Source organism: Glaciimonas sp. PCH181 (assembly GCF_003056055.1).
Lineage (GTDB): Bacteria > Pseudomonadota > Gammaproteobacteria > Burkholderiales > Burkholderiaceae_D > Glaciimonas.
The window spans coordinates 625,821-651,837 of the sequence record NZ_PYFP01000002.1 but is presented as its reverse complement, the minus strand read 5'-3'; the positions used below and the strand labels follow the sequence as shown (position 1 = coordinate 651,837).

At 51.3% G+C, this 26,017-nt stretch carries 25 protein-coding genes; 8 read left to right on the top strand and 17 right to left on the bottom strand.

Going from position 1 to position 26,017, the window contains the following annotated elements; genetic code table 11:
- Positions 1-312 precede the first annotated feature (312 nt).
- The 4 genes from grpE (at position 313) to can (ending at position 5,165) form a co-directional block, all read left to right on the top strand.
- A complete protein-coding gene (gene grpE / locus C7W93_RS16105; RefSeq protein WP_370446474.1) occupies positions 313-822 on the top strand; it encodes a nucleotide exchange factor GrpE in 510 nt (169 codons plus the stop codon).
- Positions 823-944: 122 nt separating this feature from the next.
- Positions 945-2,894, top strand: a complete 1,950-nt coding sequence (gene dnaK / locus C7W93_RS16100; RefSeq protein ID WP_108441309.1) for a molecular chaperone DnaK — start codon at positions 945-947, stop codon at positions 2,892-2,894.
- Positions 2,895-3,115: 221 nt separating this feature from the next.
- The gene (dnaJ, locus tag C7W93_RS16095; protein ID WP_108441308.1) at positions 3,116-4,252 is read left to right on the top strand and encodes a molecular chaperone DnaJ; all 1,137 of its coding nucleotides are present in this window, start codon (positions 3,116-3,118) and stop codon (positions 4,250-4,252) included.
- Between the two features lie 247 nt (positions 4,253-4,499).
- Positions 4,500-5,165 (top strand): carbonate dehydratase, encoded by a 666-nt coding sequence (gene can, locus C7W93_RS16090; RefSeq protein ID WP_108441307.1) that lies wholly within the window; start codon positions 4,500-4,502, stop codon positions 5,163-5,165.
- Between the two features lie 153 nt (positions 5,166-5,318).
- Here the strand turns inward: can and panB are convergent, their stop codons facing one another.
- From panB to C7W93_RS16055, 8 genes are all read right to left on the bottom strand, one after another.
- Positions 5,319-6,152: a 3-methyl-2-oxobutanoate hydroxymethyltransferase gene (gene panB / locus C7W93_RS16085; protein WP_108441306.1), complete on the bottom strand. Its 834-nt coding sequence runs from the start codon at positions 6,150-6,152 to the stop codon at positions 5,319-5,321.
- A 1-nt stretch (position 6,153) separates the two neighbouring features.
- The gene (locus C7W93_RS16080) at positions 6,154-6,801 is read right to left on the bottom strand and encodes a deoxynucleoside kinase (RefSeq protein ID WP_108441305.1); all 648 of its coding nucleotides are present in this window, start codon (positions 6,799-6,801) and stop codon (positions 6,154-6,156) included.
- Positions 6,802-6,954: 153 nt separating this feature from the next.
- The gene (folK, locus tag C7W93_RS16075) at positions 6,955-7,461 is read right to left on the bottom strand and encodes a 2-amino-4-hydroxy-6-hydroxymethyldihydropteridine diphosphokinase (protein WP_225869909.1); all 507 of its coding nucleotides are present in this window, start codon (positions 7,459-7,461) and stop codon (positions 6,955-6,957) included.
- Positions 7,462-7,463: 2 nt separating this feature from the next.
- Positions 7,464-8,822, bottom strand: a complete 1,359-nt coding sequence (gene pcnB / locus C7W93_RS16070; protein WP_108441304.1) for a polynucleotide adenylyltransferase PcnB — start codon at positions 8,820-8,822, stop codon at positions 7,464-7,466.
- 66 nt (positions 8,823-8,888) lie between these two features.
- Entirely contained in the window at positions 8,889-9,011 is a 123-nt protein-coding gene (locus C7W93_RS25285; RefSeq protein ID WP_255419191.1) for a hypothetical protein, read from the bottom strand.
- 20 nt (positions 9,012-9,031) lie between these two features.
- The gene (locus C7W93_RS16065; RefSeq protein ID WP_108441303.1) at positions 9,032-9,703 is read right to left on the bottom strand and encodes an HAD family phosphatase; all 672 of its coding nucleotides are present in this window, start codon (positions 9,701-9,703) and stop codon (positions 9,032-9,034) included.
- Entirely contained in the window at positions 9,700-10,440 is a 741-nt protein-coding gene (gene hda, locus C7W93_RS16060) for a DnaA regulatory inactivator Hda (protein WP_108441302.1), read from the bottom strand. The genes C7W93_RS16065 and hda overlap by 4 nt, the downstream gene beginning before the upstream one ends.
- A gap of 39 nt (positions 10,441-10,479) precedes the next feature.
- Complete coding sequence (locus C7W93_RS16055; RefSeq protein WP_108442164.1) at positions 10,480-11,562, bottom strand: AI-2E family transporter; 1,083 nt, start codon at positions 11,560-11,562, stop codon at positions 10,480-10,482.
- 153 nt (positions 11,563-11,715) lie between these two features.
- Between C7W93_RS16055 and purM the strand changes: the two genes are divergently transcribed.
- On the top strand, positions 11,716-12,759 hold the full coding sequence (gene purM, locus C7W93_RS16050; RefSeq protein ID WP_108441301.1) for a phosphoribosylformylglycinamidine cyclo-ligase: 1,044 nt from the start codon (positions 11,716-11,718) through the stop codon (positions 12,757-12,759).
- A gap of 117 nt (positions 12,760-12,876) precedes the next feature.
- On the opposite strand, the gene C7W93_RS16045 is transcribed toward purM, so the two are convergent.
- From C7W93_RS16045 to C7W93_RS16005, 9 genes are all read right to left on the bottom strand, one after another.
- Entirely contained in the window at positions 12,877-13,752 is an 876-nt protein-coding gene (locus C7W93_RS16045; protein ID WP_108441300.1) for a peptidase, read from the bottom strand.
- Between the two features lie 126 nt (positions 13,753-13,878).
- Complete coding sequence (locus C7W93_RS16040; RefSeq protein ID WP_108441299.1) at positions 13,879-14,691, bottom strand: transglutaminase family protein; 813 nt, start codon at positions 14,689-14,691, stop codon at positions 13,879-13,881.
- Between the two features lie 7 nt (positions 14,692-14,698).
- Positions 14,699-15,700: an alpha-E domain-containing protein gene (locus tag C7W93_RS16035; RefSeq protein ID WP_108441298.1), complete on the bottom strand. Its 1,002-nt coding sequence runs from the start codon at positions 15,698-15,700 to the stop codon at positions 14,699-14,701.
- Position 15,701: 1 nt separating this feature from the next.
- Positions 15,702-17,117, bottom strand: coding sequence for a circularly permuted type 2 ATP-grasp protein (locus C7W93_RS16030; RefSeq protein ID WP_108441297.1), 1,416 nt, complete (start codon positions 17,115-17,117; stop codon positions 15,702-15,704).
- Positions 17,118-17,299: 182 nt separating this feature from the next.
- Complete coding sequence (locus C7W93_RS16025) at positions 17,300-17,785, bottom strand: cupin domain-containing protein (RefSeq protein ID WP_108441296.1); 486 nt, start codon at positions 17,783-17,785, stop codon at positions 17,300-17,302.
- A gap of 290 nt (positions 17,786-18,075) precedes the next feature.
- On the bottom strand, positions 18,076-20,127 hold the full coding sequence (locus C7W93_RS16020) for a sodium:solute symporter family protein (RefSeq protein WP_108441295.1): 2,052 nt from the start codon (positions 20,125-20,127) through the stop codon (positions 18,076-18,078).
- Complete coding sequence (locus tag C7W93_RS16015) at positions 20,117-20,461, bottom strand: DUF4212 domain-containing protein (protein WP_108441294.1); 345 nt, start codon at positions 20,459-20,461, stop codon at positions 20,117-20,119. Before C7W93_RS16015 ends, C7W93_RS16020 begins: the two co-directional genes overlap by 11 nt.
- A gap of 153 nt (positions 20,462-20,614) precedes the next feature.
- A complete protein-coding gene (locus tag C7W93_RS16010) occupies positions 20,615-22,099 on the bottom strand; it encodes a sensor histidine kinase (RefSeq protein WP_225869966.1) in 1,485 nt (494 codons plus the stop codon).
- A gap of 113 nt (positions 22,100-22,212) precedes the next feature.
- Positions 22,213-22,938 (bottom strand): response regulator transcription factor, encoded by a 726-nt coding sequence (locus C7W93_RS16005; protein WP_108441292.1) that lies wholly within the window; start codon positions 22,936-22,938, stop codon positions 22,213-22,215.
- A 394-nt stretch (positions 22,939-23,332) separates the two neighbouring features.
- Here C7W93_RS16005 and C7W93_RS16000 point away from each other — a divergent pair, with 394 nt between their 5' ends.
- The 3 genes from C7W93_RS16000 to C7W93_RS15990 all read left to right on the top strand — a co-directional run bounded on the left by C7W93_RS16000 (position 23,333) and on the right by C7W93_RS15990 (position 26,005).
- On the top strand, positions 23,333-23,692 hold the full coding sequence (locus C7W93_RS16000) for a hypothetical protein (RefSeq protein ID WP_146177573.1): 360 nt from the start codon (positions 23,333-23,335) through the stop codon (positions 23,690-23,692).
- A gap of 378 nt (positions 23,693-24,070) precedes the next feature.
- On the top strand, positions 24,071-25,045 hold the full coding sequence (locus C7W93_RS15995; protein ID WP_108441290.1) for a Tim44 domain-containing protein: 975 nt from the start codon (positions 24,071-24,073) through the stop codon (positions 25,043-25,045).
- 294 nt (positions 25,046-25,339) lie between these two features.
- Entirely contained in the window at positions 25,340-26,005 is a 666-nt protein-coding gene (locus C7W93_RS15990) for a TetR/AcrR family transcriptional regulator (RefSeq protein ID WP_108442163.1), read from the top strand.
- The last annotated feature ends 12 nt before the right edge of the window (positions 26,006-26,017 follow it).

Sequence of the window (26,017 nt, the reverse complement as noted above, 5' to 3'; positions counted from 1 at the left end):
TTCAGAATAGGGCTATTGCGGCATCGCAGCAAACGCAAACCGGTAAAATGTGCAACAAATTGTTGCTACGGCTGTAATTTGATGGGATATAAATCCCTTGAAAAAGTAGGAGATAGCCCCATTTGGCTATGCATAGAGCGAGCGGGGCAAGCCTCGTATCAAGCTGAATTCAACGCGTATTACAGTGGGTTCGCCATAGCAGCGGCGCAAATACCCGCATTAACCACCGCATTAACACGCTAAACACATTATTTAAGTCATATATTGCTGGAGATTTTTGAATGGAAGATATGGAAAAGCAGACCGTGCAAGTTGAAAACGAAAAAAACCATTGCTGAAGAGCAAGCAGCCGTCACGACCGAATCGGCTCTGGAAATCGCATTAGCCGAAGCGCAAGCCAAAATCGCTGATATGCACGATGCGTTTTTGCGTGCCAAGGCCGAATCCGAGAATATCCGTCGTCGCGCTCAGGAAGATATCGCCCGTGCCAGCAAATTCGCCATCGAAAATTTCGCTGAAGCAATGGTGCCAGTTAAAGATAGTCTGGAAATCGCCTTAAAGCTGGAAGCGCCATCGGTAGAGTCGTTAAAAGAAGGCGTGGAAATGACGTTGAAACAGTTGACCGCGGCGTTTGACAAAAATCGCCTGCTGGAAATTGCGCCTGAACCGGGCGACCGTTTGGACCCGATGAAGCATCAGGCGATTTCGATGGTGCCTTCTGAGCAAGAAGCTAATACAGTCGTCAGCGTGTTGCAAAAAGGTTATACCATTTCGGACCGTTTATTGCGTCCGGCGTTGGTCACTGTTGCTCAAAGCAAATAAACGAAAAATAAGCGAAAAATTAAAAATAAACGCTTATTGGGACCTGAAAAGGGTTGAAAGCATCGTTTTTCTCCCAATATTCAGAACATCAAAATTCAACAAATTAAGTAAAGGACAGCATCATGGGTAAAATTATCGGCATTGACTTGGGTACCACCAATTCTTGTGTTTCCATCATGGAAGGCGGCAAGCCTAAGGTTATCGAAAACTCGGAAGGTGTGCGTACTACGCCATCCGTTATCGCGTATCAAGAAGATGGCGAAATTCTGGTCGGCGCCCCGGCAAAACGCCAGGCAGTCACCAACCCAAAAAATACCCTGTACGCTACTAAGCGTCTGATCGGTCGTAAGTTCGACGAAAAAGAAGTCCAAAAAGACATCGCGTTGATGCCTTACGAGATCACTAAAGCCGATAACGGCGATGCATGGATTGCTGTCCGCGACAAAAAACTGGCACCTCAACAAATCGCCGCAGAAGTTTTGCGCAAAATGAAGAAAACCGCTGAAGACTACCTCGGCGAAGAAGTAACTGAAGCGGTCATCACCGTTCCTGCTTATTTTAACGATGCGCAACGTCAGGCAACTAAAGACGCTGGCCGTATCGCTGGTCTGGACGTAAAGCGCATCATCAACGAGCCAACCGCTGCTGCGCTGGCATTCGGCCTGGATAAAACTGAAAAAGGCGATCGCAAGATTGCTGTGTATGACTTGGGCGGCGGTACTTTCGATATTTCGATCATCGAAATCGCGGACGTTGACGGTGAAATGCAATTTGAAGTGTTGTCGACGAACGGCGATACCTTCCTCGGTGGTGAAGATTTCGATCAACGCATGATCGATTACATTCTGGACGAGTTCAAAAAGGTCAATGGTATCGATTTGGGCAAAGATGCGATTGCATTGCAACGTATCAAAGCTTCGGCAGAACGCGCTAAGATTGAATTGTCATCTTCGCAACAAACAGAAATCAACGAGCCGTACATCGCGATGGCAAATGGCGCACCAGTCCATCTGACTATGAAGATGACACGCGCTAAGTTGGAATCGTTAGTTGAAGAATTGATCGAAAAAACCATCGCGCCTTGCCGTATTGCGATTCAGGACGCTGGCGTTAAGGTCTCTGACATTGACGACATCATTCTGGTCGGCGGTATGACCCGTATGCCTAAAGTGCAAGAAAAGGTCAAAGAATTCTTCGGCAAAGATGCACGTAAAGATGTGAATCCTGACGAAGCCGTTGCTGTCGGTGCTGCGATTCAAGGTTCGGTGTTGTCCGGCGATCGTAAAGACTTGCTGCTGTTGGATGTTACGCCTTTGTCGCTCGGGATCGAGACGATGGGCGGCGTCATGACCAAGATGATCAAGAAAAATACGACTATTCCGACTAAGTTTAGCCAAGTGTTCTCGACTGCTGACGACAATCAGCCAGCAGTGACCATCAAAGTGTTCCAAGGCGAGCGCGAAATGGCAGCCGGTAACAAAGGTCTGGGCGAATTCAATCTGGAAGGTATCCCGCCAGCATCACGCGGTACACCGCAGATCGAAGTGACTTTCGATATCGACGCGAACGGTATCTTGCACGTCGGCGCGAAAGACAAAGCAACTGGTAAAGAAAACAAGATCACCATCAAGGCAAACTCTGGTTTGACCGAAGAAGAAATTCAAAAGATGGTGCGTGATGCGGAATTGAATGCCGAAGACGACAAGCGTTTGAAAGAATTGGCTGAAACGCATAACCAAGGCGATGCGCTGGTCCATTCGACACGTAAATCACTGGCTGAGTACGGCGACAAGCTGGAAGCGTCTGAGAAAGAAAGCATCGAAGCCGCGATCAAAGAACTGGAAGAAGTGTTGAAGGGCAGCGACAAAGCAGCCATCGACAACAAATCCGCCGCTTTGAGCACAGCAGCGCAAAAACTCGGCGAAAAGATGTATGCCGACATGCAAGCGCAACAAGCTGCTGCGGGCGCTGAAGGTGCTGCTGGTGCTGGTGGTAACGCCGGTGCATCAGAAGGCAAAGCAAAAGAAGACGACGTCGTTGATGCTGATTTCAAAGAAGTAAAAGACAAGTAAACATTCGTCCGGCGGTGCATCGGGAAGTCTTCCGATGCACTGCAATGACGCGCCGGACAAAGCTTTTAGCTCTGTTCGGCGTTTTCGCTTAGAGCAAATTGCCATGTTGCTGCGTTGTTGAGCTCGATCCATCGTTTTACGTCCCCGATTCCGGGACGAACGAATTGAAAAGCCACTAACGTCAGCTACAAATATGTTCTTCAATAATAGGGTGCCAAAACATGGCGAAACGTGATTTTTACGAAATTCTAGGGGTTGCGAAAAACGCTTCTGATGAAGAAATCAAGAAGTCGTACCGCAAACTCGCGATGAAACATCATCCGGACCGTAATCCGGATAGCAAAGGTGCTGAAGATAAATTCAAAGAGGCGAAAGAAGCCTACGAGATGCTGTCCGACCCGCAAAAACGTGAGGCCTATGATCGCTATGGTCACGCCGGTGTAGACCCAAATATGGGTGGCGGAGGCGGTGGTGGTGGCAGTGGTGGTTTTGCGGATGCCTTTGGCGACATCTTTGGCGATATCTTCGGTGGTGGCGGTGGTCAACGTGGCGGTCGCAGCGCTGGCCCGCAGGTATATCGCGGTGCAGATTTGCGCTACAACCTGGAAATCACGCTAGAGCAGGCTGCGCACGGCTTTGACACCACTATTCGCGTTCCTTCATGGGATGCTTGCGAGCCGTGTCACGGCAGCGGTGCCAAGCCTGGCACAGAGCCAGTGACATGCCCGACTTGCGGTGGTCATGGTCAGGTCCGGATGCAGCAAGGATTTTTCAGCATTCAGCAAACTTGTCCAAAATGTCATGGTAGCGGCAAAGTCATCGCTGAACCATGCGCGTCTTGTGCAGGTGCCGGTCGTATCAAACGCAATAAAACCCTCGAAGTGAAGATTCCTGAAGGGATCGACGATGGCATGCGCATTCGGTCATCCGGCAACGGTGAGCCGGGCATGAACGGCGGGCCTCCAGGCGATTTGTATGTCGAAATTCATATCAAGCAGCACGGCGTATTTCAGCGTGATGGCGATGATTTGCATTGCGAAATGCCGATTTCGTTTGCTAAGGCGGCTTTGGGCGGCGAAATTGAAGTGCCGACGCTCAATGGCAAGGTCTCGTTCACGATCCCAGAAGGCACGCAGTCTAGCAAAACCTTCCGTTTGCGTAGCAAGGGGATCAAAGGGGTTCGTTCAGGCTATGCCGGTGATCTGTTTTGCCACGTCGTGGTCGAAACGCCAGTGAAGTTAAGTGATCGCCAGAAAGAACTGCTGCGTGATTTTGATTTGCTGACAACTGAAGGCGGCGCTAAACACAATCCTCAGACCAAGTCTTGGAAAGACAAAGTTAAAGAGTTCTTTGAGTAATTAAGGCGTTCTCGATAAAACGTCTAAAAATAGTTGCAAAAAGCCGCTGATCTTGACAGATCAACGGCTTTTTTACAATTTCAGTGCATACGAAGAACCGCATTTGATGCAATATTTACTCTTCCTGCATGCGGATTTTGAAAAAAATAAATGTAACTCTACAGTTTCGATAAAATGGCGGTCAAGTTGATTTACGTGAGTTGTAAAAATATCATGTTAATTAAAAGCTTACCCTGAACGGAAAACGATGATAAAGCATAAAGACGTCCTCACACAGGAACAACTTTTCGATAGCAACCGTCAATGGGCCGCTGCAATGATTGCACGCGATCCGGTCTTTTTTAAAACGCTGGCCGCCCAACAATCGCCTGATTATTTCTGGATCGGCTGCTCTGATAGCCGGGTTCCTGCCAATGAATTACTTGGCTTGCTACCGGGCGAATTATTTGTCCATCGCAACATTGCGAACGTAGTCGCGCATAGCGATCTGAATTGCTTGTCGGTACTGCAATTTGCGGTAGATGTACTTAAGGTCAAGCACGTATTCGTCGTCGGCCATTATGGTTGCTCCGGCGTCCATGCGGCCCTGACCAAGCGTCGTGTTGGTCTTGCTGACAACTGGCTGCGCCATGTGCAAGATGTGCATCAAAAACATGAGCGTTATTTGGGAGAAGGGCTGTCCGAACAGCTACGACATGATCGTCTGTGCGAACTCAACTCAATGGAGCAGGTGTCTAACGTTTGCCAGACGACGATCGTTCAAGACGCTTGGGAACGTGGACAAGAACTGACGATCCATAGCTGGGTGTACGGCGTGCAAGACGGCTTGTTGCGTGATTTGGGCGTCACAGTGAATGGTCCGGACGATCTCGCACACAATATGGCCTGCAGTTTGAAGCGTTACGACGAGTGAGATTGATGTGCAGCTAGGAATGCGTGGAATGGTGAACACACTTTTCTAAGCGGAATTATAAACATTCAATTAGCTGTAAAAAAATCCCCAATTCGGTTAGCCGGATTGGGGATTTTTTATTATTTTCTCGTCAGGCCAAAGCCGGATTGAACATTAAAAACAATGTTCCGGCGCAGGAAATGACGTGTCCTTGACTGCCGCGATATAGGTCTTTACCGCGGCGTCAATGCTGGTTTGACCTTCCATGAAATTCTTCACGAAACGTGCTTTGTGGCCTGGGAAAACGCCCAACAAATCATGCAACACCAACACCTGGCCGGAGCAATCCGGACCCGCGCCGATGCCAATCGTCGGGATGTTTAGCAATGCCGTCACTTCTTTGCCTAACGTTGCGGGAATCGCTTCCAGCACAATCAGCGTTGCGCCAGCCGTTTGCAATGCCAGCGCGTCCGCTTTCAATTGCTCCGCCGCTGCATCGGTTTTACCTTGTACTTTGTAGCCGCCCATCTGATGCACAGATTGCGGTGTCAGACCCAGATGCGCGCACACCGGAATGGCACGATCAGTCAGAAAACGCACGGTTGGCGCCAGCCAGGCGCCGCCTTCGATTTTGACCATCTGCGCGCCTGCCTGAATCACCTGAACGGCGTTGGCGAACGCGCTCTCAGGTGTGCCATAACTCCCGAACGGCAAGTCGGCCAGCACCATTGCAGTAGGATTGGCACGTGCAACGCTGGCGGTGTGATACACAATATCTTGCACGGATACTGGCAGCGTCGATGCGTGACCCTGACAGACCATACCGAGCGAATCTCCCACTAGGATAGTGTCGATGCCACAACGGTCCAGCAGCGCTGTGAAGCTAGCATCGTAACAAGTCAGCATGGTGATTTTTTCACCTTTGTCATGCATGGCTTGCAGTACCGGAGCCGTCACCGGTTTTGTCCGTGTTGGCGACGCCGTGTCGCCTTGTAAGTAACCCGCCATATTATTCTCCGCGATTAAAAAATTCACGCTTTCCGCGCATGCTATCGATACGGGCCAGCAGCAACTCAAAATCGGCATCACTGCCGGATAAATCCAGATGTTCGTTATTCACGATTAATAATGGCGCGGCCTCGTAATCGTAAAAAAAGCGGCTATAGCTCTCGCACAGTCGTTTCAGATAATCGGGTGAAATACCGGATTCCATAGGAATTCCGCGTTTTTTGATGCGTTCGAACAGCGTATCCGGTTCTGCTTGCAGATAAATGACAAGATCCGGCGTCGGCGTTTGCGGGCGCAGATGGCTGTACAGCTGTTGATAGAGTTTTAGCTCATCATCGGCGAGTGTCAGATTGGCAAAAATCGGATCTTTATCTAGTAAAAAATCGGCCGCAACGGCGCCTGAGCTGTCAAATAAATCGCTCTGTGCCAGATCGCGCAATTGATTGATACGCTGGAACAAAAAGAACATCTGCGTCGATAGCGCATAGCGGGCTGGATCGTAATAGAACTTTTCCAGAAAAGGGTTATTTTCCGGTTGTTCCAGCAGCACTTGCGCACCGATGTGTGCGGCTATTTTTTTTGTCAGGGTCGTTTTTCCGGCCCCGATGGGGCCTTCAACCACGACGTACTTGTAAGATTGTAGATTCATATGCGGTAAATAAAATGCTTCGCTGTAGCAAAGCGTCTGGCGAGGATGGAGTCCCGCAAATTGTCGTATTTACAGTCTGTAAAACGACACCGTGACTAGCGTAGAGCGTGCATGTTTTTTGAGACGATGCAGTCAGCCGACTTGCATCTCAGGTTAAATTTTAGCAATTGCCTGATCGGTGACTTGCGGCACGAACTGGTGTGCCGGACCGAGTCCTGGAATCGCAATAAAAGGATCGATTTGCAGCAAAGGGATCAAAACGAAGGCGCGCTGAACCATGCGGGGATGTGGCACAGTTAATGTTGCATCGGCAATCGTTGTTGTCCCATATAACAATAAATCCAGATCCAGCGTTCGCGGAGCGTTCAGATAAGGACGTTCACGACCGAAATTGTGTTCGACATCTTGTAATGCCTGCAACAATGCATGCGGATCTAGTTGCGTATCAATGCGCACGACTGCATTGACGTAATCATCACCGCTGGACTCTATGGGGGCGGTGCGAAACAAACTGGATTGTGCGCTGAGCTTGGTATGCGGTAACGCGCCCAGCTGCACAATCGCATTTTCTACCTGCGCTCTGGCATCGCCAAGATTGCCGCCGACGCCTATGTAAGCGACTACATTAGCGCAAATAGGGGGATTGGGGGGAATCGTCACGCCTACGCCCCGTTTTGCGCACCGCCGCCGCCCGTGCTGCTACTACGTCTGCGTGCACGTTTTTTCGGTGGCGGCGGTTCGTTTGTGACCTTTGGCTTTTGTGCCAGCAATACTTCTCTCCCGGTCCCATCGGCTTCCATGAAGGCCGTCCACCATTCGCCTAATTCGCTGTCAAGTTCGCCCGAGGCGCAACGCAATAGCAAGAAATCGTAGCCAGCACGCAATCGCAGATGTTCCAGCAATTTGTGCGGTGATTTGCCGACACGACGCTCGAATCGCGGTTGCATCGACCAGATATCACGCATATCGGACGCGATTTTGCGTTGTAGCGCCAGCTTATCGGTTTGTGCATCCAGCACATCATCGGCCGCAAGATGCAGCGCGGGGATAGGAAATTCACCAGCCGCTTTATAGGCAGTCCACTTTTCCAGCACTTGATGCCATAGCAATGCGGCAAATAGGAAGCCGGGCGAAACTGGTTTGCCCTCACGGACGCGCTGATCGGTATTTGCCAGCGCCAAAGTGACGAATTTTTCGCCCATTGGTTGCTCCAGCACCACGTCCAGCAATGGCAACAAGCCATGATGCAAGCCTTCTTTACGCAGCTGTTGCAGGCAAGCCAGCGCATGGCCGCTCATCAGCAGCTTTAGCATTTCATCGAATACGCGTGCTGTCGGAACGTTATTGATGAGAGTTGCCATGACGGGAATCGGGGCCCGGGTTTCTGGCTCGATGGTGAAGTTAAGCTTGGCGGCAAAGCGGACGATACGCAACATCCGCACCGGATCTTCGCGATAGCGGGCTTCAGGGATGCCGATGATGCGCAAGATTTTGCCGCGAACGTCGGCAATTCCGCCGTGATAATCCAGCACGCTTTGGTTGCTTGGATCGTAATACATGGCGTTGATAGTGAAATCGCGGCGGGCGGCGTCTTCGTGCTGCTCGCCAAAGGTATTGTCGCGCAATACGCGGCCATGCTCATCTTTCGGCGCGCCGGTCGATGAAGCGCCACGGAATGTGGTGACTTCGATCAATTCCTGACCAAACATGACGTGCACGATCTGAAAACGCTTGCCGATCAGGAACGCACGCCGGAATAGCCGTTTGACCTGTTCCGGCGTGGCATTCGTGGCAACGTCGAAATCTTTCGGTTTTACGCCCAGCAAAAGATCGCGCACCGCCCCGCCTACGATGAAGGCCTTGAAACCGGCCTCTTGCAGCGTACTGGTCACGCGTATCGCATTGGGCGAAACCAGTTGTGGGTCAATGCCATGTTGCTTGGGGGCCAGCACCACTGGTGTGGTGTGGTCGTCCATCTTTTTCTTGGGTCCGAGGATGGAGCGAATCAGCTTTTTGATCATTGTGGTTTGATTATAGGTGGGCGATGCAGAGGCGTCGTCTCGACTAGGTGCATTCCGAAATAATTCTCACGTTTGGATCGGATCGGTGCCATTTACAGTAGCAGTAACGTACTGGTTATTACAAGGCGCACTATAACTCTTGCGCGCCATGTTGCCAGAAGCGCTGGCCGGGGCCGATCCAAACGTCATGCTTATTTCTTCAAAGCGCCTTATTCGTCGAATAAATTCAGAATCGACCAGCCGTGCGCGTCAGCATGTGCTTTCAGTTGCGCGTTCGGATTGGTCGCAATCGGGTCGGTAACTAGTTTCATTAGCGGCAAGTCATTATGCGAATCGCTATAGAAAAAAGTGCGCGGAAAGCTATCCAGCGTCATGTCCATCGTAGCCAGCCACGCATGCGTATGGATGACTTTGCCCGGACCGTATGTTGGGGTATCCAGCAGTTTGCCGGTAATTTCGCCTTCATCTGTGGTTTCCGGGTCGGACGCGATCAGAAAATCGACGCCTAGCGCTTTGGCAATTGGTTCGGTGACAAAACTGTTTGTGGCAGTCACGATGGCAACCAGATCGCCCGCATCGTGATGCTGTTGCAACAGGTCCAGCGCCTGCGGTGTAATACGCGGCAGGATCACTTCTTTCATAAATTGCTCATGCCAGGCATCCAGCTGCTTACGCGGAAATGCTGACAACGTGCCGAAGGTGAATTCCAGATACTTCACAGGATCAAGGGTGCCTGCCTGATATTGGGCAAACCACTCAGCATTACTTTTTTTGAACGCATCGGCATCCACTGCGCCGATACGGATTAAAAATTGCCCCCACTCGAAATCCGAGTCGATAGGCAGCAGTGTGTGGTCAAGGTCGAATAGCGCTAGATTCATAATGATTTTTCTTCAGATTCGAGTTGTAACAGGCTGCGTAATAACGGCAGGGTTATAGGGCGTTTGGTTTCTAGCGAATAACGGTCGAGTTCATCCAGCTTTGCCATTAATGAACGCATATCACGTCTGAAATGGGTAATGAGATAGGGTAGCACGCCACTTGACAGGGTAAGCCCACGCGCTTGTGCTGCCTGCGTCAATGTCGAGATTTTTTCCTCGTCGCTTAAGCCATGCAATTGATAAATCAGGCCCCAGCCGAGACGCGTACGCAAATCTTCGCGCACCGTGTTCGTCAGTTCTGCGGGCGGTTGGCCGCCACTGGTAATCAGCCAGCCGCCATGTTCGCGGATTTGGTTAAACAATGCAAATGCAAGAATCTGGTCTTCTGCACATAATTTGTCGCAGTCATCAATCAGATAGCCGGTATCGTCGGGCGAAAAATGAAACAGGCCCGCGCTATAGGCCTCATTGTATTCAGTCGCATGATGCGCGTTTAAATCGGCGGCAGAGATCAAATGCGCGTTGGTGGCACGTGCAAAAGCTTGTAGTAAATGGCTTTTCCCTGCGCCGGATTGACCCCACAGGTAGACGAATCTATCGCCCGGTGCGGTAACTACGGCGGTTGATGGTGCTGTTAATTGCTGCAAAAAATGCAACACTTCCTGGTTATTTCCGATGACGAAAGTATCCAGGGTTTGTGCGTCGTCGGCAGTAATGTCGAGCAGTAACTGCCTCATGCTTGGGTTTTCCTACTTGATTGCTGTTGTAATGGCATTTTACTGATTATAAAAACTGCTGCTGAGATAGTGCATACGAAGATGTTTGACCATCACGGAGATAATTGCCGAAGCGGGTAACGCCAGCAAGATGCCGACAAAGCCAAACAACTGCCCAAAGGCCATCAACGCAAAAATGACTACCAGCGGGTGCAAACCAATGCGTTCGCCGACCAGGCGCGGTGTCAGGATAAAGCTTTCGAGCACCTGACCGATGCCATACACAATCGCCACCGCGATTAATCCATGAAAGCCGCCGAACTGCAACATCGCGGCAATCAGCGCCAGCACCAAGCCTAGCCCGAAGCCGACGTATGGAATAAATACCAACAATCCGGTAATGATACCGACTGGCAGCGCAACGTCAAATCCGGCAATTGCCAGCCCGGTAGAATAATAGACTGCCAGTACTAACATTACCAATAATTGACCACGCAAATACTGCGCTAACAATTCGTCGACTTCATGCGCCATGCTAGCCGTCTTTGCTTGCCAGCGACGCGGCACCATTTTGCCAAGGCGGGATAGAAACTGGTGCCAATCCTGCAATAAATAAAATAACACGATAGGGACTAGTAATAAGGTCGCCAGCCAGCCAATGACGGCGGTGCCGCCAACTTTGATGGAGGCAAGCACCGAAGTCCAGATTTCATCCCCACTAGTGGAGAGTTGTTTGACCAGCATATCTTTGATGCCAGCACCATCCAGTCGAAAATTAATCCCAAGGTCGTGCAAATGCGGCCCAAGCGTATCGTTTAGTCTGGTTAAAAAGGTCGGTATTTGATTTTGCAACAATGGAATTTCTTTGTGCAGCACCGGAATCACGATCAGGATCATCGCCAGAATCGCCAACAACAGTATCATCATGACCAGAAATACCGCCAAGGCGCGGGGCAGCCGATATTTGCCTATTCGTCGTTTCGCCAGCCAGTCGACACCCGGGTTAAGAGCGTACGCCAGAATCGCCGAGGCAACGAATGGCGTCATGATCGGGCCCAATGCGACGAATAACGCAATGAGCAACGCACCCATGACACACCACAACGTTGTTTGTTTTTGCTCTTCAGTAAAAGAAAATGGCATGTATTTTGGGGATAGTTGAATCGGTTTGATAAAATAGCGTTTTTGCCGCGATAACAAACCTAAATAAACCTAATAATAGAATGTTTATTTGTTGTTATTTTGTTATGCGCGGACGAATTCTTCTATTTTACCGCCTCTGCTGCCAATCACATCATGACTTCAACATCCAATGTTTCTCTTTCCTATCGCGACGCCGGCGTTGATATGGACGCCGGCGACGCTTTAGTCGAGGCCATCAAGCCATTTGCTAAACGCACAATGCGCGAAGGCGTAATGGGCGGCATCGGCGGTTTTGGTGCGCTGTTCGAAATCAGCAAGAAATTCAAAGAGCCAGTGTTGGTTTCTGGCACGGATGGCGTTGGCACCAAGCTAAAACTAGCTTTTATGCTGAATCGTCACGATACCGTAGGTATCGATCTGGTCGCAATGAGCGTCAATGACATTCTGGTCCAAGGCGCCGAGCCACTATTTTTCCTCGATTATTTCGCCTGCGGCAAGCTTGACGTGCCTAGCGCGACCGATGTCATCAAGGGCATCGCCCAAGGTTGCGAGCAAGCCGGTTGCGCCTTAATCGGCGGCGAAACTGCCGAAATGCCAAGTATGTATCCAGACGGCGAATACGATCTGGCCGGTTTTGCGGTTGGCGCAGTCGAGAAATCCAAGCTGATCGACGGCACCAAAATCACTCCCGGTGATGTGATCCTCGGTCTGGCATCATCGGGCGCGCACTCCAACGGTTATTCGTTGGTTCGCAAGATTATTGCTGTTGCTAAACCTGACCTTGATGCTGATTTCCATGGCCGTAGTCTGGCCGATGTGCTGATGGCACCGACCCGTATTTACGTCAAGCCGCTGCTGGCATTGATGGAATCGATGGAAGTCAAAGGTATGGTCCATATTACCGGCGGTGGTCTGGTAGAGAATATCCCGCGCGTGCTGCAAGACAATTTAACCGCTGTACTGCATCGCGATGGCTGGACGATGCCGCCACTATTTACATGGCTGCAAGAGCATGGCGGCGTCGCTGATGATGAAATGCATCGGGTTTTCAACTGCGGTATCGGTATGGCCGTGATCGTGGCGAAAGAAAATGCACAAGCTGCATTGGCGCAATTGCAGGCTGCGGGCGAGACAGTATTTACAATCGGTGAAATCCGGACGCGCGCTGACGGCGAAGCACAGACGATTGTGCTGTAAATCTATTTTTGCAAGATTGATAGTAAAAAAGCTCCCGGCATCGGGAGCTTTTTTTATGGCTGGAATAATCGCCGCAGCTGAAATACTCAGCGCTTACAACGATTACGCAAACTAACGCTAGCTTTGCCCGCTATTCTGACTCTGGGCCAGCGTTTGCAATGCAGTTGGGATGCTATCCCACAGAATATCCTTGGGCGGCGTTATCACCAGCGACTGAGTTTGGTCGGCTTTCAACGTCAATCTATCGGAAACCTCTGCCGGGACTGGATGCCACAACGGATCTGCGGTTTCATCGAAGACCCGCCTAAGCTGGCTAGACCAACTGCCGATAATCGACTTGAAGTACTGATTTTTTTCATCGATGGTCACGAAATGGGTTAGCGCCAGTTTTTCGCTTTCATACACCAGCAAATCAAGTGGCAAGCCGACCGATAAATTGGAGCGTAAGGTCGAATCCATTGATAGCAGCGCACATTTTGCAGCTTGATCAAGCGTCAAATCTGAGCCGACGAAAACCCGATCGATGATCGGTTTGCCGTATTTGGCTTCGCCGATCTGGAAATAAGGGTTCTCATCATGCGCTTCGATGAAATTGCCTGCGGAGTAAATCTGGAATAAACGGCAACGTTCGCCTTTGATCTGGCCGCCAAAAATAATCCCGACGTTGAAATCGATGCCGAATTTTTGCAACGCGCTGGCATCGCGTTCAAATACTATTCGAATAGCATCGCCCACAATTTGCGTCGCTTCGTACATCGAATTGGCGGTCCAGATACTTTTTCCGGTGGCGGTGGTGTGTTCCGAGATGATTTGTTTAATCGATTGCGAGATCGATAAGTTGCCTGCCGTCATCATGACCAGCATGCGCTCGCCCGGATTTTCAAACACGCTCATCTTACGGAAAGTGCCGACGTGATCGACACCGGCATTGGTGCGAGAGTCGGACAAGAAAACCAGCCCGGTCTTCAGGCGCATAGCGACGCAATAAGTCATGATGCAAATAAAAAATCTAAAGGACAGATTTTACAGGATTGCGCCACATTGTTAGTTATCTGAAGAATAACTAACAACGGAGGCTATCACTTTTCAGCGCAACGGTTGTTGACGAAATATTAAGAATTATTGATCCGATGCTGTCGCAGTAACGTTGACGCGTACGCTAAGGGTTTCCGAACCGCCGCCACGTCGTACACCGCGCACCGGCGCAGCAGAATCATAATCGCGGCCGATTGCGAGACGGCAATACACGTCGCTGGCAAAGCGCGCATGCGTGACGTCGACGCTAATCCAGCCCGAAAAATCGGGTTGCACAATCCAGACATCCACCCATGCATGGCTTTCTGCATGGTCGCTGTTGCCGGGGTCGATATAGCCTGAAACATAGCGTGCAGGAATGCCCAGCGCATGACAGCAGGCGAGGAATAAATGCGCATGATCCTGGCACACCCCCTGACCGAGCCGCAGCGCGTCGTCGGCGCTGGTGGTGACGAGAGTTGCGCCGCTTTGATATGCCACGGCATCACAAATTGCGGTGGCTAGCGCAAGCAGATTGTCGCTGTTTGCCGCCCGGATTAAATGTCTATGGGCAAAATCGATAATCGCGGGGGAGGGTTGCGTAAGTTGGGTCGGCACCGTAAATACAAGCGGCAAAAATTCACCTGCTTGCGATAGCCGGCCCAGATGCAATGGCGCCACCACAACGCTGCCTTCTGCCACAATCCGGACTTCATTATGTTGCCCGGTAATGGTCAGCATGTGGCAAAGGTTGCCAAATGCGTCGTTAAAAGGATGATGCACGCCAGAGCTGGTGATGCGCCAGTCCAGCGTGCGCTGCTGTGGTTCGGCACGAGGCGACAACCGCAATTGCTGAATCGTATAAGTGAGCGGCTCAGTATAGCGATAGACCGTTTCGTGCCTGATGGTCAGTAGCATGAACGGGTCAGGCCGTTAGCGGAACCAGAAAGTCACGGCTGATACGATTACCCAGTTCGAAGATGCGCTCAAAAAATACGGTCAGATAATCATGCAAACCGTCTTCAAGAATTTCATCGATATTACTGAACTGTAGTTCGGCGTGCAGTTTGCCAGCGAAGCGCTCGGTATCGGCGGATGCATTGTTGCTGACGTGCTTGAGATTGTTCACGACCTCTTCAAGGCAGGCCAGCAGCGAACGTGGCATGTCGGCACGCAGGATCAGCAGATCGGCTACGCGGGCCGGTGAGATGACGTCGCGATAGACTTTCCGATAAATTTCAAATGCCGAGACGGAACGCAAAATCGCAGCCCAGTAATAGAAGTCCAGCTGCGGTTCTGCGGTGACTTCTGCGTGCTCGCCCTGACTTTGGCGCAGACCTTGCGACTGCGTTTGTTTTTGCTGCTTTTCTTTGGCGCCATGAAATTTGACGTCGATAATCCGTGCGGTGTTATCCGCACGCTCCAGAAAAGTCCCAAGACGAATAAAGTGAAAAGCTTCGTCTTTCAGCATGGTGCCGATGGTGACGCCACGAGATAGATGCGAGCGATGTTTGACCCACTCAAAAAACTCGGCCGGATTTTGTTCCAGCGCGTTGGTTTTGAGATAGGTCTGCATCTTCAGCCAGGTAGCGTTCTGGATTTCCCATGCTTCCGTAGTCAGCGCGCCGCGCACGGCCCGTGCATTTTCACGCGCTTGTGTCAGGCAGGCAGCGATAGACGAAGAATTACTCGGGTCGCGCACCATGAAGTCAATGACGTCTTTCGCCGTCAGAGTTTCATGGCGTTTGTCGTAGGCTTCCTGCAATTCGGAAATCCCCAGAATTGCGCGCCAGCCTTGTTCGGTGTCTTCTACGGCCTGTGGCAACATCCCGGTTTGTAAATGCACATCCAGCATGCGTGCGGTATTTTCTGCCCGCTCAGTGTAGCGGGCCATCCAGAATAAGTGATCGGCGGTGCGGCTTAACATGTTATTTCTCCAGTATCCAGGTGTCTTTTGTGCCGCCGCCTTGCGATGAATTGACGACTAGCGATCCTTCTTTCAGTGCCACGCGCGTCAGACCGCCACGTACCATCGAGACGGTTTTACCCGACAGGACAAACGGGCGCAGGTCGATGTGGCGCGGGGCAATCCCGGCTTCGACATAAGTAGGGCAGGCCGACAATGCCAACGTCGGCTGGGCGATATAACCTTCTGGATTAGCAATCACGCGAGCGCGAAAGTCTTCGATTTCCTGCTTGGTTGAGGCTGGCCCGACCAACATGCCATAACCGCCCGCGCCGTGGACTTCTTTGACGACCAGATCTTTGAGGTTAGCCAGGGTATAGGCCAAGTCGTCTTTTTTACGGCATTGAAAGGTTGGAACGTTGTTCAGTATGGGTTTTTCGGACAGGTAAAACTTGATCATGTCAGGAACATACGGATAGATCGATTTGTCATCGGCAACGCCGGTGCCGATCGCGTTCGCCAACGTCACGCCGCCAGCCCGATATACCGATAACAAGCCAGGTACGCCGAGGGTTGAGTCAGGGCGGAATGCCAGTGGATCAAGATAGTCATCGTCAATCCGACGATAAATCACGTCAACCCGTTTCGGTCCGCGCGTGGTGCGCATATATACCGCATTGTCTTTGACAAACAAGTCCTTGCCTTCGACCAGTTCTACACCCATTTGCTGGGCTAGAAATGCGTGCTCGAAATAGGCCGAGTTATACATACCCGGCGTCATGATCACGACCGTCGGATTGGTGACGCCGACCGGTGCGACTGAGCGAAGATTGTCCAGCAACATGTCGGGATAATGATCGACCGGCGCGATTTTGTGGCGGGTAAATAGCTCTGGAAACAAGCGCATCATCATTTTGCGATCTTCCAGCATGTAAGACACGCCGGACGGGACCCGCAGATTGTCTTCCAGTACGTAAAAATCGCCTTCACCGGCACGCACGATATCGACGCCAGCAATGTGTGCGTAAATGTCGGAAGCCACTGAAATTCCCTGCATTTCAGGGCGATATTGGGCATTGCGCAGAATTTGTTCAGCGGGAATGACACCGGCTTTAATGATGTTCTGATCGTGATAAATATCATGGATGAACATATTCAGGGCGGTAACGCGCTGAATCAGCCCCGCTTCCAGTTGCGTCCATTCGGCGGCATGGATGATGCGCGGAATGATATCGAACGGGATCAGTCGTTCAGTGCCTGCATCATTGCCATAGACCGCAAAGGTAATGCCGACGCGGCGAAAAATAACGTCAGCTTCGACCCTTTTCCGTGCAATGGTTTCGGCGGACTGCTGACCTAGCCAGCTACAAAACTCACCATAATGGGGACGCGCCAAATTGGTGCCGTCGGTGTACATTTCATCGAAAAAATTTGCCATGACTTTTGCTTTGCAGTTGTTTGATGATTAAATATCGAAAGGCTGATTGATCGATGTGGTTAAAAGGCATCGATCAATGCCGATGTTATTCAGTCTCATATTGGAATTGTCAAAATAGCACTATTTATTCTGGGTGAGATTCAAATCTCACCGCGGCTACTCTTTCAAGTGTGATCGCGGTGTTATTCGCTATTGAGTGGGGAGTCGGTCCCGTCGTTTAATTTGCTGAACCATGGCGTTGGCTTTGGTACCTCGCACGGTCCGAGAACCGAAATCGAGGTGAAATCAGCAGGACTAACGATTTCCAGGTATTCCATATCGGGAGAATAGTCGAACAAAAAATGCACTATTCCGGGGCGTTGATGCACGCAATCACCTGTGTTGACCAGTGTTAGCTGATCCTCATACATGAAACGCGCCCAACCTTTAAGCATGTAGACGATATGGAAGTTGGCCTCGTGTCGATGCCAGCCGGTGCCTGCTTCGGGGGCGATATTTGCGCGTACCAACTGGGCAATAACTTGCCCACCAGTAGCAGCACTGATGCCGAGATCGCGATATTGGAAAAAATCTCGTAATCCACCCGGTTCAAAAGCGGTATCACCCTCACGAACGTGAGAAAACGCGGTTTTTGGGACTACTTGGTCATTGGTGTTTTGCGCATCCATTGCATCGTTCCTTTCATGCAAAATACGTATTTAACATGACCATGACGACAATCAACGGCAGCGAGACCGTTGATATAGTGGTCGCATGGGCTGTCTTCGGCGACCTTAAATGCACTATCCCCGTAAAACCACGGTAGATATAACTTTACTCCTGATTGGGCTTAAAGCAACAACCGAAATGATGATTCAATGCAAGGAAAGTCAGAATAAGCAGTAAGCAATTCTTATGCCAATAGGTCATATTCTTCTCTTTCAATTTGCCCATGCTATCCGTCTGCTTTTGGGTTCGCTTAGGGCGCGCGAATATAGTCGACCAACGCCATCGTGCGCGCATCCGGCGGGGGCGTCAGCAGGCTGACTAACACCATCGCCAGCAATCCGGCAGGCACGCCGAAAACCCCGGCGGAAATCGGCGCGATGTGAAACCACTGGGCCGCGGCGGTTCCACCAAAGGCAGGCAGCGTGTGCAGCATGTAATACACGCAGGTGCCGAAGCCGACAATAATAGCCGCCAGCGCGCCTTGCTGATTCGCCCGTTTCCAGAATACGCCTATGATCAGGGACGGGAAAAGTGCCGAACCAGCCAGCGAAAATGCCGCGCCAACCATCGATAAAATATCCCCGGGTTTCAACGATGCGGTATATGCCGCCAGCAGCGCCACCACCAGCAACAGCAATTTCGAGATCGTCACGCGCTTCTGGGTCGAGGCCGCCGGATCGATCATTTTGTAGTACACGTCATGCGATAACGCGTTGGAGATCGTCAGTAATAAACCATCGGCGGTAGACAGCGCCGCCGCCAGACCACCGGCAGCGACCAGTCCCGAAATGAAATACGGCAGTCCCGCGATTTCGGGCGTTGCCAGTACGATCATGTCGCCGTCTAGCGTAATTTCCGATAGCTGCACAATGCCGTCGTGATTCAGATCAATGATGCTGACCAACGGATTAGTTTTGTCGATATTCGCCCAGTACGAGACCCAGTTCGGCAGATGGGAATATTCCGTACCCACGAGCGAGGTGTAGATGTCGTACTTCACCAGCACTGCCAACGCTGGCACGGTCAGATAAATCAGTAAGATAAAAAACAGCGTCCAAAATACTGATTTGCGGGTTTCTTGCACCGATGGCGTGGTGTAGTAGCGCATCAACACATGCGGCAGCGCGGCCGTGCCCAGCATCAAACAAAAGACCACCGCCAAAAAGTTGTTGCGCTTGATATCCGACGCTTCTTTATCCTTGCCAGGAAAAGGCGTTGCTTGCGGAGTGGGAGGATCAGCATGCGCCAGATTCAGCGCTTTGGCCTCGGTCCATCGTTGCCTGGCCTCATCGGGTGATTTGGGATAGTCGCTTAATTTTCGATTGGCGGCACGAATATCAATCAGAGAAGTTTCGCTGCTGTGTTTCAAGATTTTTAGCTGACGTTGGGCTTCCATCCGGCCTTGCGCCCAGGATTGTGGCAAGTCCTGAAGACGCTTGTCATAGATCGCCGCCCGTTCTTTGAAAATACGCCGCACTTCTAATTCTTTAGGATCATCGCTCAACGTCTTTTCGATGTCGCCCAATTGCATCATGACCGAGCCATAGGCAAATTGCGGTATCGGATTATGCGTATGCTTGGCCGATAGCCAGATCACCGGGATCAAATACGCAAACAGGATGATGATGTACTGCGCGACCTGCGTCCAGGTAATCGCCCGCATGCCGCCCAAAAACGAACACACCAGAATGCTTGCCAGACCGAGAAATATGCCGACCGAAAAATCGACGCCAGTGAAGCGCGATGTGATGAGGCCGACGCCGTAAATCTGTGCGACGACGTAGGTAAAGGAAATCAATACTGTCGCGATCACGGCCAAAATACGGACGGGGTTGCCGCCATATTTGCCGCCAAAACGACCGCTGTAGCGCGCCGCCAAAAAGTCGGGAATAGTGTATTGACCGAATTTGCGCAAATACGGCGCGATCATCAGCGCGACCAGACAATAGCCACCGGTCCAGCCGATGATATAGGCCAAGCCATCGAAACCCTGCAAATACAAGCCACCCGCCAGGCTAATAAACGTCGCTGCCGATATCCAGTCGGCGGCGGTCGCCATCCCGTTGAATATCCCCGGCACGCGGCGTCCGGCAACGTAATATTCGGAGACGTCTGATGTTCGGCTAACGACGCCGATCCCCGCATATAACGCGATCGTCGCAAACATGAATAGATAGCCGATCCATGAGCGCGGAAAACCTTCGTTTTCCAGAATCGCCAAAATAATCAAAAAGCCGATAAAACCAGCGGTATACCAACTGTAGTAACGCGTAAGCCGCGATAAGAATGATTTATTTTTCATTGTTAAGCGCGTGGTCGGATGAGGTCGTCTGAGATGGCTTTGGCGAGTGAGGATGCTGTGCGGTCTTGCCGATCCCTGCATCCCGGTCAAAACGCCCCATTTGCCAGGTATAAACGGCCACGATGATGAGATAAATTACGACTAATCCCTGCGCGGCCATATAGAACGATAGCGGCCAGCCAAACACGGTAAAACTCGATAATTCGCGCGCAAAAAAAATCACAAAGACCGTGACCAGCACCCAGATCAGCATCAAGCTAAACGTCAGCGTTTTTGTCCTGCGCCAATGTCGGGCGTTGCTGGCGGCGGTATTTTGAAGGGCGGATGGCGGCATGGTCAATGTGAGCTAGTCTTAGTTTAGATTGCAAAGAACGGCAGTCGGTTTGCTTTCAGGTGCCATTTGAATAGCATCGCTTGTATCGCCGAGATGTAAAAATGGCGTAGGTTGATAGTTATTTGCAGTCGATAGGACGTATTTTGGGGGCATTTAGCGATACTCCGCTCTTGGGCTGAGAGCCGGTGTCAGCTTAAAGGTGACACGGAACAGGCTGCCCGGAAGTTTGGGATTTTCGCTGCGTGGATTGTAAAGAATAGCGACCTCGGCATCATGTTGCTGCGCGATTTCTCGCACGATGGCCAGCCCCAGACCGCTGCCGCTGCGATTGCTGTCGAGGATGCGATAGAAGCGTTCAAATACGCGTTGCCGCTCTGCCGGAGGAATGCCCGGGCCGGTATCTTCAACTTCCAGAATCGCCTCATCGCCGTTTTCGCTGGCGCGGATGCGCACCGTGACGTGGCCGCCCGGCGGGGTGTAATGCAAGGCGTTATCGATCAAATTGCGCATTAATTCACGCAACATAATCGGGTTGCCCGTGACCATCAGGCGGCGGTCCGCCTCTTCAAAACCCAGATCAATCCGCTGCGTAAATGAGGTCTGAACCCAGTCGCCAACGACCTCGCGTGCCAGGTCAGAGATTTCAATCGAGCTCAGCGAGGTGTTTTCCTGCGTTTGATTTTCTGCCCGGGCTAAAGACAGCAATTGATTCACCAGCCGCGTTGCAGAATCTGAACTCTTGGCCAACTGTTCCAATGAGCGGCGGATATCTTGTCCGTCCGTTTGACGCAGCGCCAACTCGGACTGCATTCGCATCCCGGCTAGCGGTGTTTTCATTTGATGCGCGGCATCGGCAATGAACCGTTTCTGGGTTTGTATCGTATGCGACAGCCTTGCCAGCATGTCGTTAAGCGAGCGTACCAACGGTGAAATTTCCTCTGGCACTTGACCGGAATCAATCGGACTTAAATCATCCGGCCGGCGGGCGCGTATCCGTTGCTGCAACTCTGACAGCGGCGATAACCCGCGTGATAGCGCAAACCAGACCAGCGCCAGCGCAATCGGCAGGATCAAAAACTGCGGCAGGATCACACCCTTGATGATTTCGTTGGCTAATTGCGCGCGTTTTTCCAGTGTTTCCCCGACCTGCACCAAGGCCATTGGCGCGTTCTGATCGTTACCGTTGCTGGCCGTATCATTGCGCAGATCGACATAAGTGTAAGCAACCCGCACGTCTGTGCCATGCATCGATCCATTGTGAAATTGCACCGTGCCAGCGTGGGGTGGATCTTCTTCCGGGGCGAGCGCGGGCATTTCTTTGTCGCCATCGACGTATTCGCCCTTGGGGCCTGTGATCAGAAAATAGACATTATCAATATCGTCAGCACGCAAGAAATCGCGCGCCGCACCCGATAGTCGCGTGACGACTTTGCCATTGGTCTGGCTGACCTGTTGGGATAATACCGTCACGCTGTCGTCCAGCGCACGGTCAAAAGGCTGATTGGCAATCGACTTTGCGACCAGATACGTAATCGCAATGCTCATCGGCCACAGCAGCAGCAGCGGCACCAGCATCCAGTCTAGAATTTCGCCAAACAGAGAGCGTTGAATGCGTTCTTTGGATTCAGTTTCCATCATCAAGCTGGGATCGAACGCGCTATCCGGGGCATTTTGGTCCTGTCCGGAAAGCAGGTCGGGCGACGCCTTCGCCGTCATGGGTCGTGCTGGTTCGGCGTCAAGCATGGGCGAAATCAGCTAGGATTAGAGGCGGCGAAGGGCGTGACAGGCGTGATTGGCGCGGCAGGCGCTTCGGCGATTTTTTCAAGGCAATAACCCAGTCCGCGCACCGTCGCAATGCGTACGCCGCCGACTTCGATTTTTTTACGCAAGCGATGCACATAGACTTCAATCGCGTTATTGCTGACTTCCTCGCCCCATTCGCACAAATGATCGACCAACTGCTCTTTAGAAACCAAGCGACCCGTGCGTTGCAGCAATACTTCCAGCAAGCCGATTTCGCGCGCCGACAAATCCAGCATCTGATCGCTGATATAGGCAATTCGGCCCACCTGATCGTAGGATAGCGGACCATGTTTAATCACCGTCGGGCCGCCGCCGGCACCTCTGCGCGTCAGTGCTCGCACGCGGGCTTCCAGTTCGGACAGGGCAAAGGGCTTTGCCATATAGTCATCGGCGCCCAGATCAAGTCCTTTAACGCGTTGTTCGATTGAGTCGGCGGCCGTTAATATCAGTACCGGCAAGCGCGAATTGCGGGCGCGCAACCGCCGTAATACTTCCAGACCGGCCATTTTGGGCAAGCCCAGATCCAAGATCAATAAATCAAAATCCTGCGTAGACAATGCCGAATCGGCCTCCACGCCGTTCAATACGCAATCGGTTGCGTAACCGGACTGGCGCAAAGAACGGGTCAGCCCGTCGGCTAAAACACTATCATCTTCAGCGAGTAAAATGCGCATGGCTAAGTTGCCTTTTTAGATACTTGTGACCTGTGGGCGCTGTATGTGAGCGTTTAGAAGACTGTCGGATTTACGCTCCCATAATTCCGATAGCCTCCCAGATCGCGATATTGCGCCAAGGATGATTATTTCAGGCGATATGTTTATATTTTTACTTGATCGACTTTAAATATGTGCTTTAGTTGCCATTGTAGTCTATGGCGTTTTAGGGGTAGCGGCAAGCATTGCGCTATGACCTGAACAGAATTGTTGACAACGTGGCGACCTGACCGCAAGTGCGACGGAAGGCTTGTGTTTCTCGGCGGTTTGGAGCCGCCTTTGGTATAATCGTGCTCATTACGCCTTTAAACTGTGATTGCCCTTATTCATGATGCGTTCGCTCATAATCTTTTTGATGTTCTTACTGCCCCTGCAAGTATTTGCGGGCGGGACGGACGCGCCAAAAGGATTTTCTGCGCTTCATGTCCAGCAATTGCTGCATACGCAGCACAGCAAGGCTGTCTCTTTGCAACAGCAACAATTGCACGTCGCTGTCGATTTGATGGCGCAGCAAATCGATGACACCAATGACTGTTGTTCATTCGGTGACGATACAACCGACCTGAGCTTGCATGCCGATCTTGGTGACGAAACTGTCCCCGCGCATGCTTTTCATTTCGCGCCAAATTTACCTTCTTTGACTCTCGCGCACGGTAACGATAACGTGCGTGAACCGCCTTTCCTTCCTGTAGATTTTCCTCCGCCTCGCGCATAAGCGTGTTGCCGATCACTGCGTTCCGCACTAAGTCGCGGATGTTGCAGAGCTTACTGGCAGATGACGACTACAAAATCTGCCACCGGTAACTCGCCTGCTCACAATAAGTCCTGATTTAAGCTATTTTTCGCGCATTTTTGCCTTCGTTAAGGGGCATCTGGCGACGCTACATAGTCATTGGTAGCGCGCCAAAGTTTTCTAGCGAAGCGTGAGTTTGCTTGGTAGTTACTTTCAGGCAATGCATATTAAATAATTAATTGTAAGGTTTTGGCCTGATTTCGCTGTCCGTGTCTGGTGTTTCCATTCAGGCAAGAAAGTCAGGATTGTTTCGGCAGGTGTGGCCCTATTTCATACCGTTTTTAAAACTCAGGAGTAAGCATGAAGAAGATGTTTGTGGCATTGATCGTCGTTGCGATGACGTTATCAATTGGTGTTTCAACGGTCGAGGCGAAGCGGATGGGCGGCGGCAGCTCGTTCGGTAAAAAATCGCAAAGCATGAACCGTCAACAAGCGACCCCGGCGCAAAATCAGGCGGCAGCCAAGGCGGCACCGCCTGCTGCAGCCGCAGGCGGCGCGGCCGCAGCAGCTAAATCCAGCCCATGGAAGGGCATGTTGGGTGGCGCGTTGTTGGGCTTGGGCTTAGGCGCATTATTGTCGAGCATGGGACTCGGCGGCGCGATGGCCAGTATGATCAGCACCATGTTGATGGTCGGATTGCTGGCAGTAGCAGGGTTGTTCATCTACCGTATGTTTCGTAAAAAAATGGACAGCAATAACAACGGCATGAAGCCAGCGTTTTCCGCTGCCGGTTCGTCAAATAACGTGCACAACGCCAGTTTCACCCCGGCAATCGCTTCACGGCTTGAGCCAGTGCAAAAGACAACATTTGACGCGCCAAGCACTGCCGGGTCGACATTTGGCGGCGCGCAATTTGGTAGCACTAACGCAGGACAATTTAACGCTGACAATGCGATTGAAGTGCCAGCAGATTTCGATGTAGCTGGTTTTGTGCGTCATTCAAAAACCAACTTTATCCGTTTGCAAGCCGCCTGGGATAAAGCAGATATCGAGGATATTCGTGATTTCACGACGCCGGAAATGTTTGCCGAGCTGAAAATGCAATTGCAAGAACGTGGTGCTTCTGCTAACAATACCGACGTTATTACCATCGACGCCGAATTCCTCGGTCTGGAAACCATCGGCAGCGATTACATGGCGGGCGTTAAATTCTCCGGCATGATCAAAGAAGATCCGACCAAGCTGGCAGAGCCATTCAATGAAATCTGGAATCTGACCAAGCCTATCAACGGTCAGGGCGGATGGACTTTGGCGGGTATCGAGCAGGTTGCCTAAAGTCTGGGAGTCTAGGATTTTGTTGAAGCGTGATTAAGGTATTGCAGGTCCGCATGCCTCGAGGAAGCAAAAAAACCGGCTGTGAGAAATCGCAGGCGGTTTTTTCATTTTGAGAGAGTCAAACGAGGGGCAATCCGGTTCACTAGAATTTGCCCTCTAAGTCATGTTACAGAGTGTTTTTCTGGTGCATAATAGTACGGTCGTTCGCATTATTCTATCGCCGTATCATTAAAACCATGACTTGAAAGACAGATTATTGTGGCACATTTAATCATCGGCACCCCCGCCAAATTTATGCGAAAAGGGGAGCTTACGCGTGCAGCTATTCTGGATGTTGCGCTGAGCCTTGCCAGCCGCGACGGCCTGGAAGGACTCACGATAGGCTTGTTAGCTGAAAAAATGAGCATGAGCAAATCCGGGGTTTTTGCGCATTTTGGGTCCCGCGAAGATTTGCAACTGGAAGTCGTCAAGCTGTATCACCGCCATTTCGAGCAAGAAGTATTCTATCCAAGCATCAAGGAACCAAGAGGCCTGCCGCGTCTGCGTGGCATGTTTGGGCGCTGGATCAAACAAGTCACGATCGAAATTTCATCTGGCTGTATCTATATTAGCGGTGCAGTTGAGTACGATGATCGCCCGGGGGAAATTCGTGATCAGCTGGTGTCGATGGTACGGACCTGGCAACAAGCCTTGCACCGCTGCGTGCTACAGGCAGTCGAGATTGGCCATTTACGCGCCGATACCGATGCAGAGCAATTGGTCTATGAAATGTACGGGTTAATTTTGGGTCTGCATCATGATGCCCGATTCCTCAAAAAAGCCGGAAGTGAAGAGCGCGCTCAAAAAGCCTTTGATCGTCTGATCCAAAGCTATCACAGCAATCCTTCGGAACAATACACGGAAGTCGGCAAAAAGACTTCGTCATCGCATCAAAAATCTACTGTCCACAAGGCAGTCTGACAAAACTAATCA

Excerpts from the sequence above, each read along its gene's own strand:
- C7W93_RS16055 (WP_108442164.1), bottom strand. The coding sequence starts at position 11,562 with ATGCCATTTTCTTTTACTGAAGAGCAAAAACAAACAACGTTGTGGTGT.
- C7W93_RS16015 (WP_108441294.1), bottom strand. The coding sequence starts at position 20,461 with ATGCCGCCATCCGCCCTTCAAAATACCGCCGCCAGCAACGCCCGACAT.
- C7W93_RS16025 (WP_108441296.1), bottom strand. The coding sequence starts at position 17,785 with ATGGATGCGCAAAACACCAATGACCAAGTAGTCCCAAAAACCGCGTTT.
- C7W93_RS16010 (WP_225869966.1), bottom strand. The coding sequence starts at position 22,099 with ATGATGGAAACTGAATCCAAAGAACGCATTCAACGCTCTCTGTTTGGC.
- hda (WP_108441302.1), bottom strand. The coding sequence starts at position 10,440 with ATGAGGCAGTTACTGCTCGACATTACTGCCGACGACGCACAAACCCTG.
- C7W93_RS16065 (WP_108441303.1), bottom strand. The coding sequence starts at position 9,703 with ATGAATCTAGCGCTATTCGACCTTGACCACACACTGCTGCCTATCGAC.
- panB (WP_108441306.1), bottom strand. The coding sequence starts at position 6,152 with ATGGCGGGTTACTTACAAGGCGACACGGCGTCGCCAACACGGACAAAA.
- dnaK (WP_108441309.1), top strand. The coding sequence starts at position 945 with ATGGGTAAAATTATCGGCATTGACTTGGGTACCACCAATTCTTGTGTT.
- dnaJ (WP_108441308.1), top strand. The coding sequence starts at position 3,116 with ATGGCGAAACGTGATTTTTACGAAATTCTAGGGGTTGCGAAAAACGCT.
- C7W93_RS16005 (WP_108441292.1), bottom strand. The coding sequence starts at position 22,938 with ATGCGCATTTTACTCGCTGAAGATGATAGTGTTTTAGCCGACGGGCTG.
- pcnB (WP_108441304.1), bottom strand. The coding sequence starts at position 8,822 with ATGATCAAAAAGCTGATTCGCTCCATCCTCGGACCCAAGAAAAAGATG.
- C7W93_RS15995 (WP_108441290.1), top strand. The coding sequence starts at position 24,071 with ATGAAGAAGATGTTTGTGGCATTGATCGTCGTTGCGATGACGTTATCA.
- C7W93_RS16080 (WP_108441305.1), bottom strand. The coding sequence starts at position 6,801 with ATGAATCTACAATCTTACAAGTACGTCGTGGTTGAAGGCCCCATCGGG.
- C7W93_RS16020 (WP_108441295.1), bottom strand. The coding sequence starts at position 20,127 with ATGAAAAATAAATCATTCTTATCGCGGCTTACGCGTTACTACAGTTGG.
- C7W93_RS16000 (WP_146177573.1), top strand. The coding sequence starts at position 23,333 with ATGTTCTTACTGCCCCTGCAAGTATTTGCGGGCGGGACGGACGCGCCA.
- C7W93_RS16045 (WP_108441300.1), bottom strand. The coding sequence starts at position 13,752 with ATGACTTATTGCGTCGCTATGCGCCTGAAGACCGGGCTGGTTTTCTTG.
- C7W93_RS16040 (WP_108441299.1), bottom strand. The coding sequence starts at position 14,691 with ATGCTACTGACCATCAGGCACGAAACGGTCTATCGCTATACTGAGCCG.
- C7W93_RS25285 (WP_255419191.1), bottom strand. The coding sequence starts at position 9,011 with ATGACGTTTGGATCGGCCCCGGCCAGCGCTTCTGGCAACATGGCGCGC.
- can (WP_108441307.1), top strand. The coding sequence starts at position 4,500 with ATGATAAAGCATAAAGACGTCCTCACACAGGAACAACTTTTCGATAGC.
- C7W93_RS16030 (WP_108441297.1), bottom strand. The coding sequence starts at position 17,117 with ATGGCAAATTTTTTCGATGAAATGTACACCGACGGCACCAATTTGGCG.
- C7W93_RS16035 (WP_108441298.1), bottom strand. The coding sequence starts at position 15,700 with ATGTTAAGCCGCACCGCCGATCACTTATTCTGGATGGCCCGCTACACT.
- purM (WP_108441301.1), top strand. The coding sequence starts at position 11,716 with ATGACTTCAACATCCAATGTTTCTCTTTCCTATCGCGACGCCGGCGTT.
- C7W93_RS15990 (WP_108442163.1), top strand. The coding sequence starts at position 25,340 with ATGCGAAAAGGGGAGCTTACGCGTGCAGCTATTCTGGATGTTGCGCTG.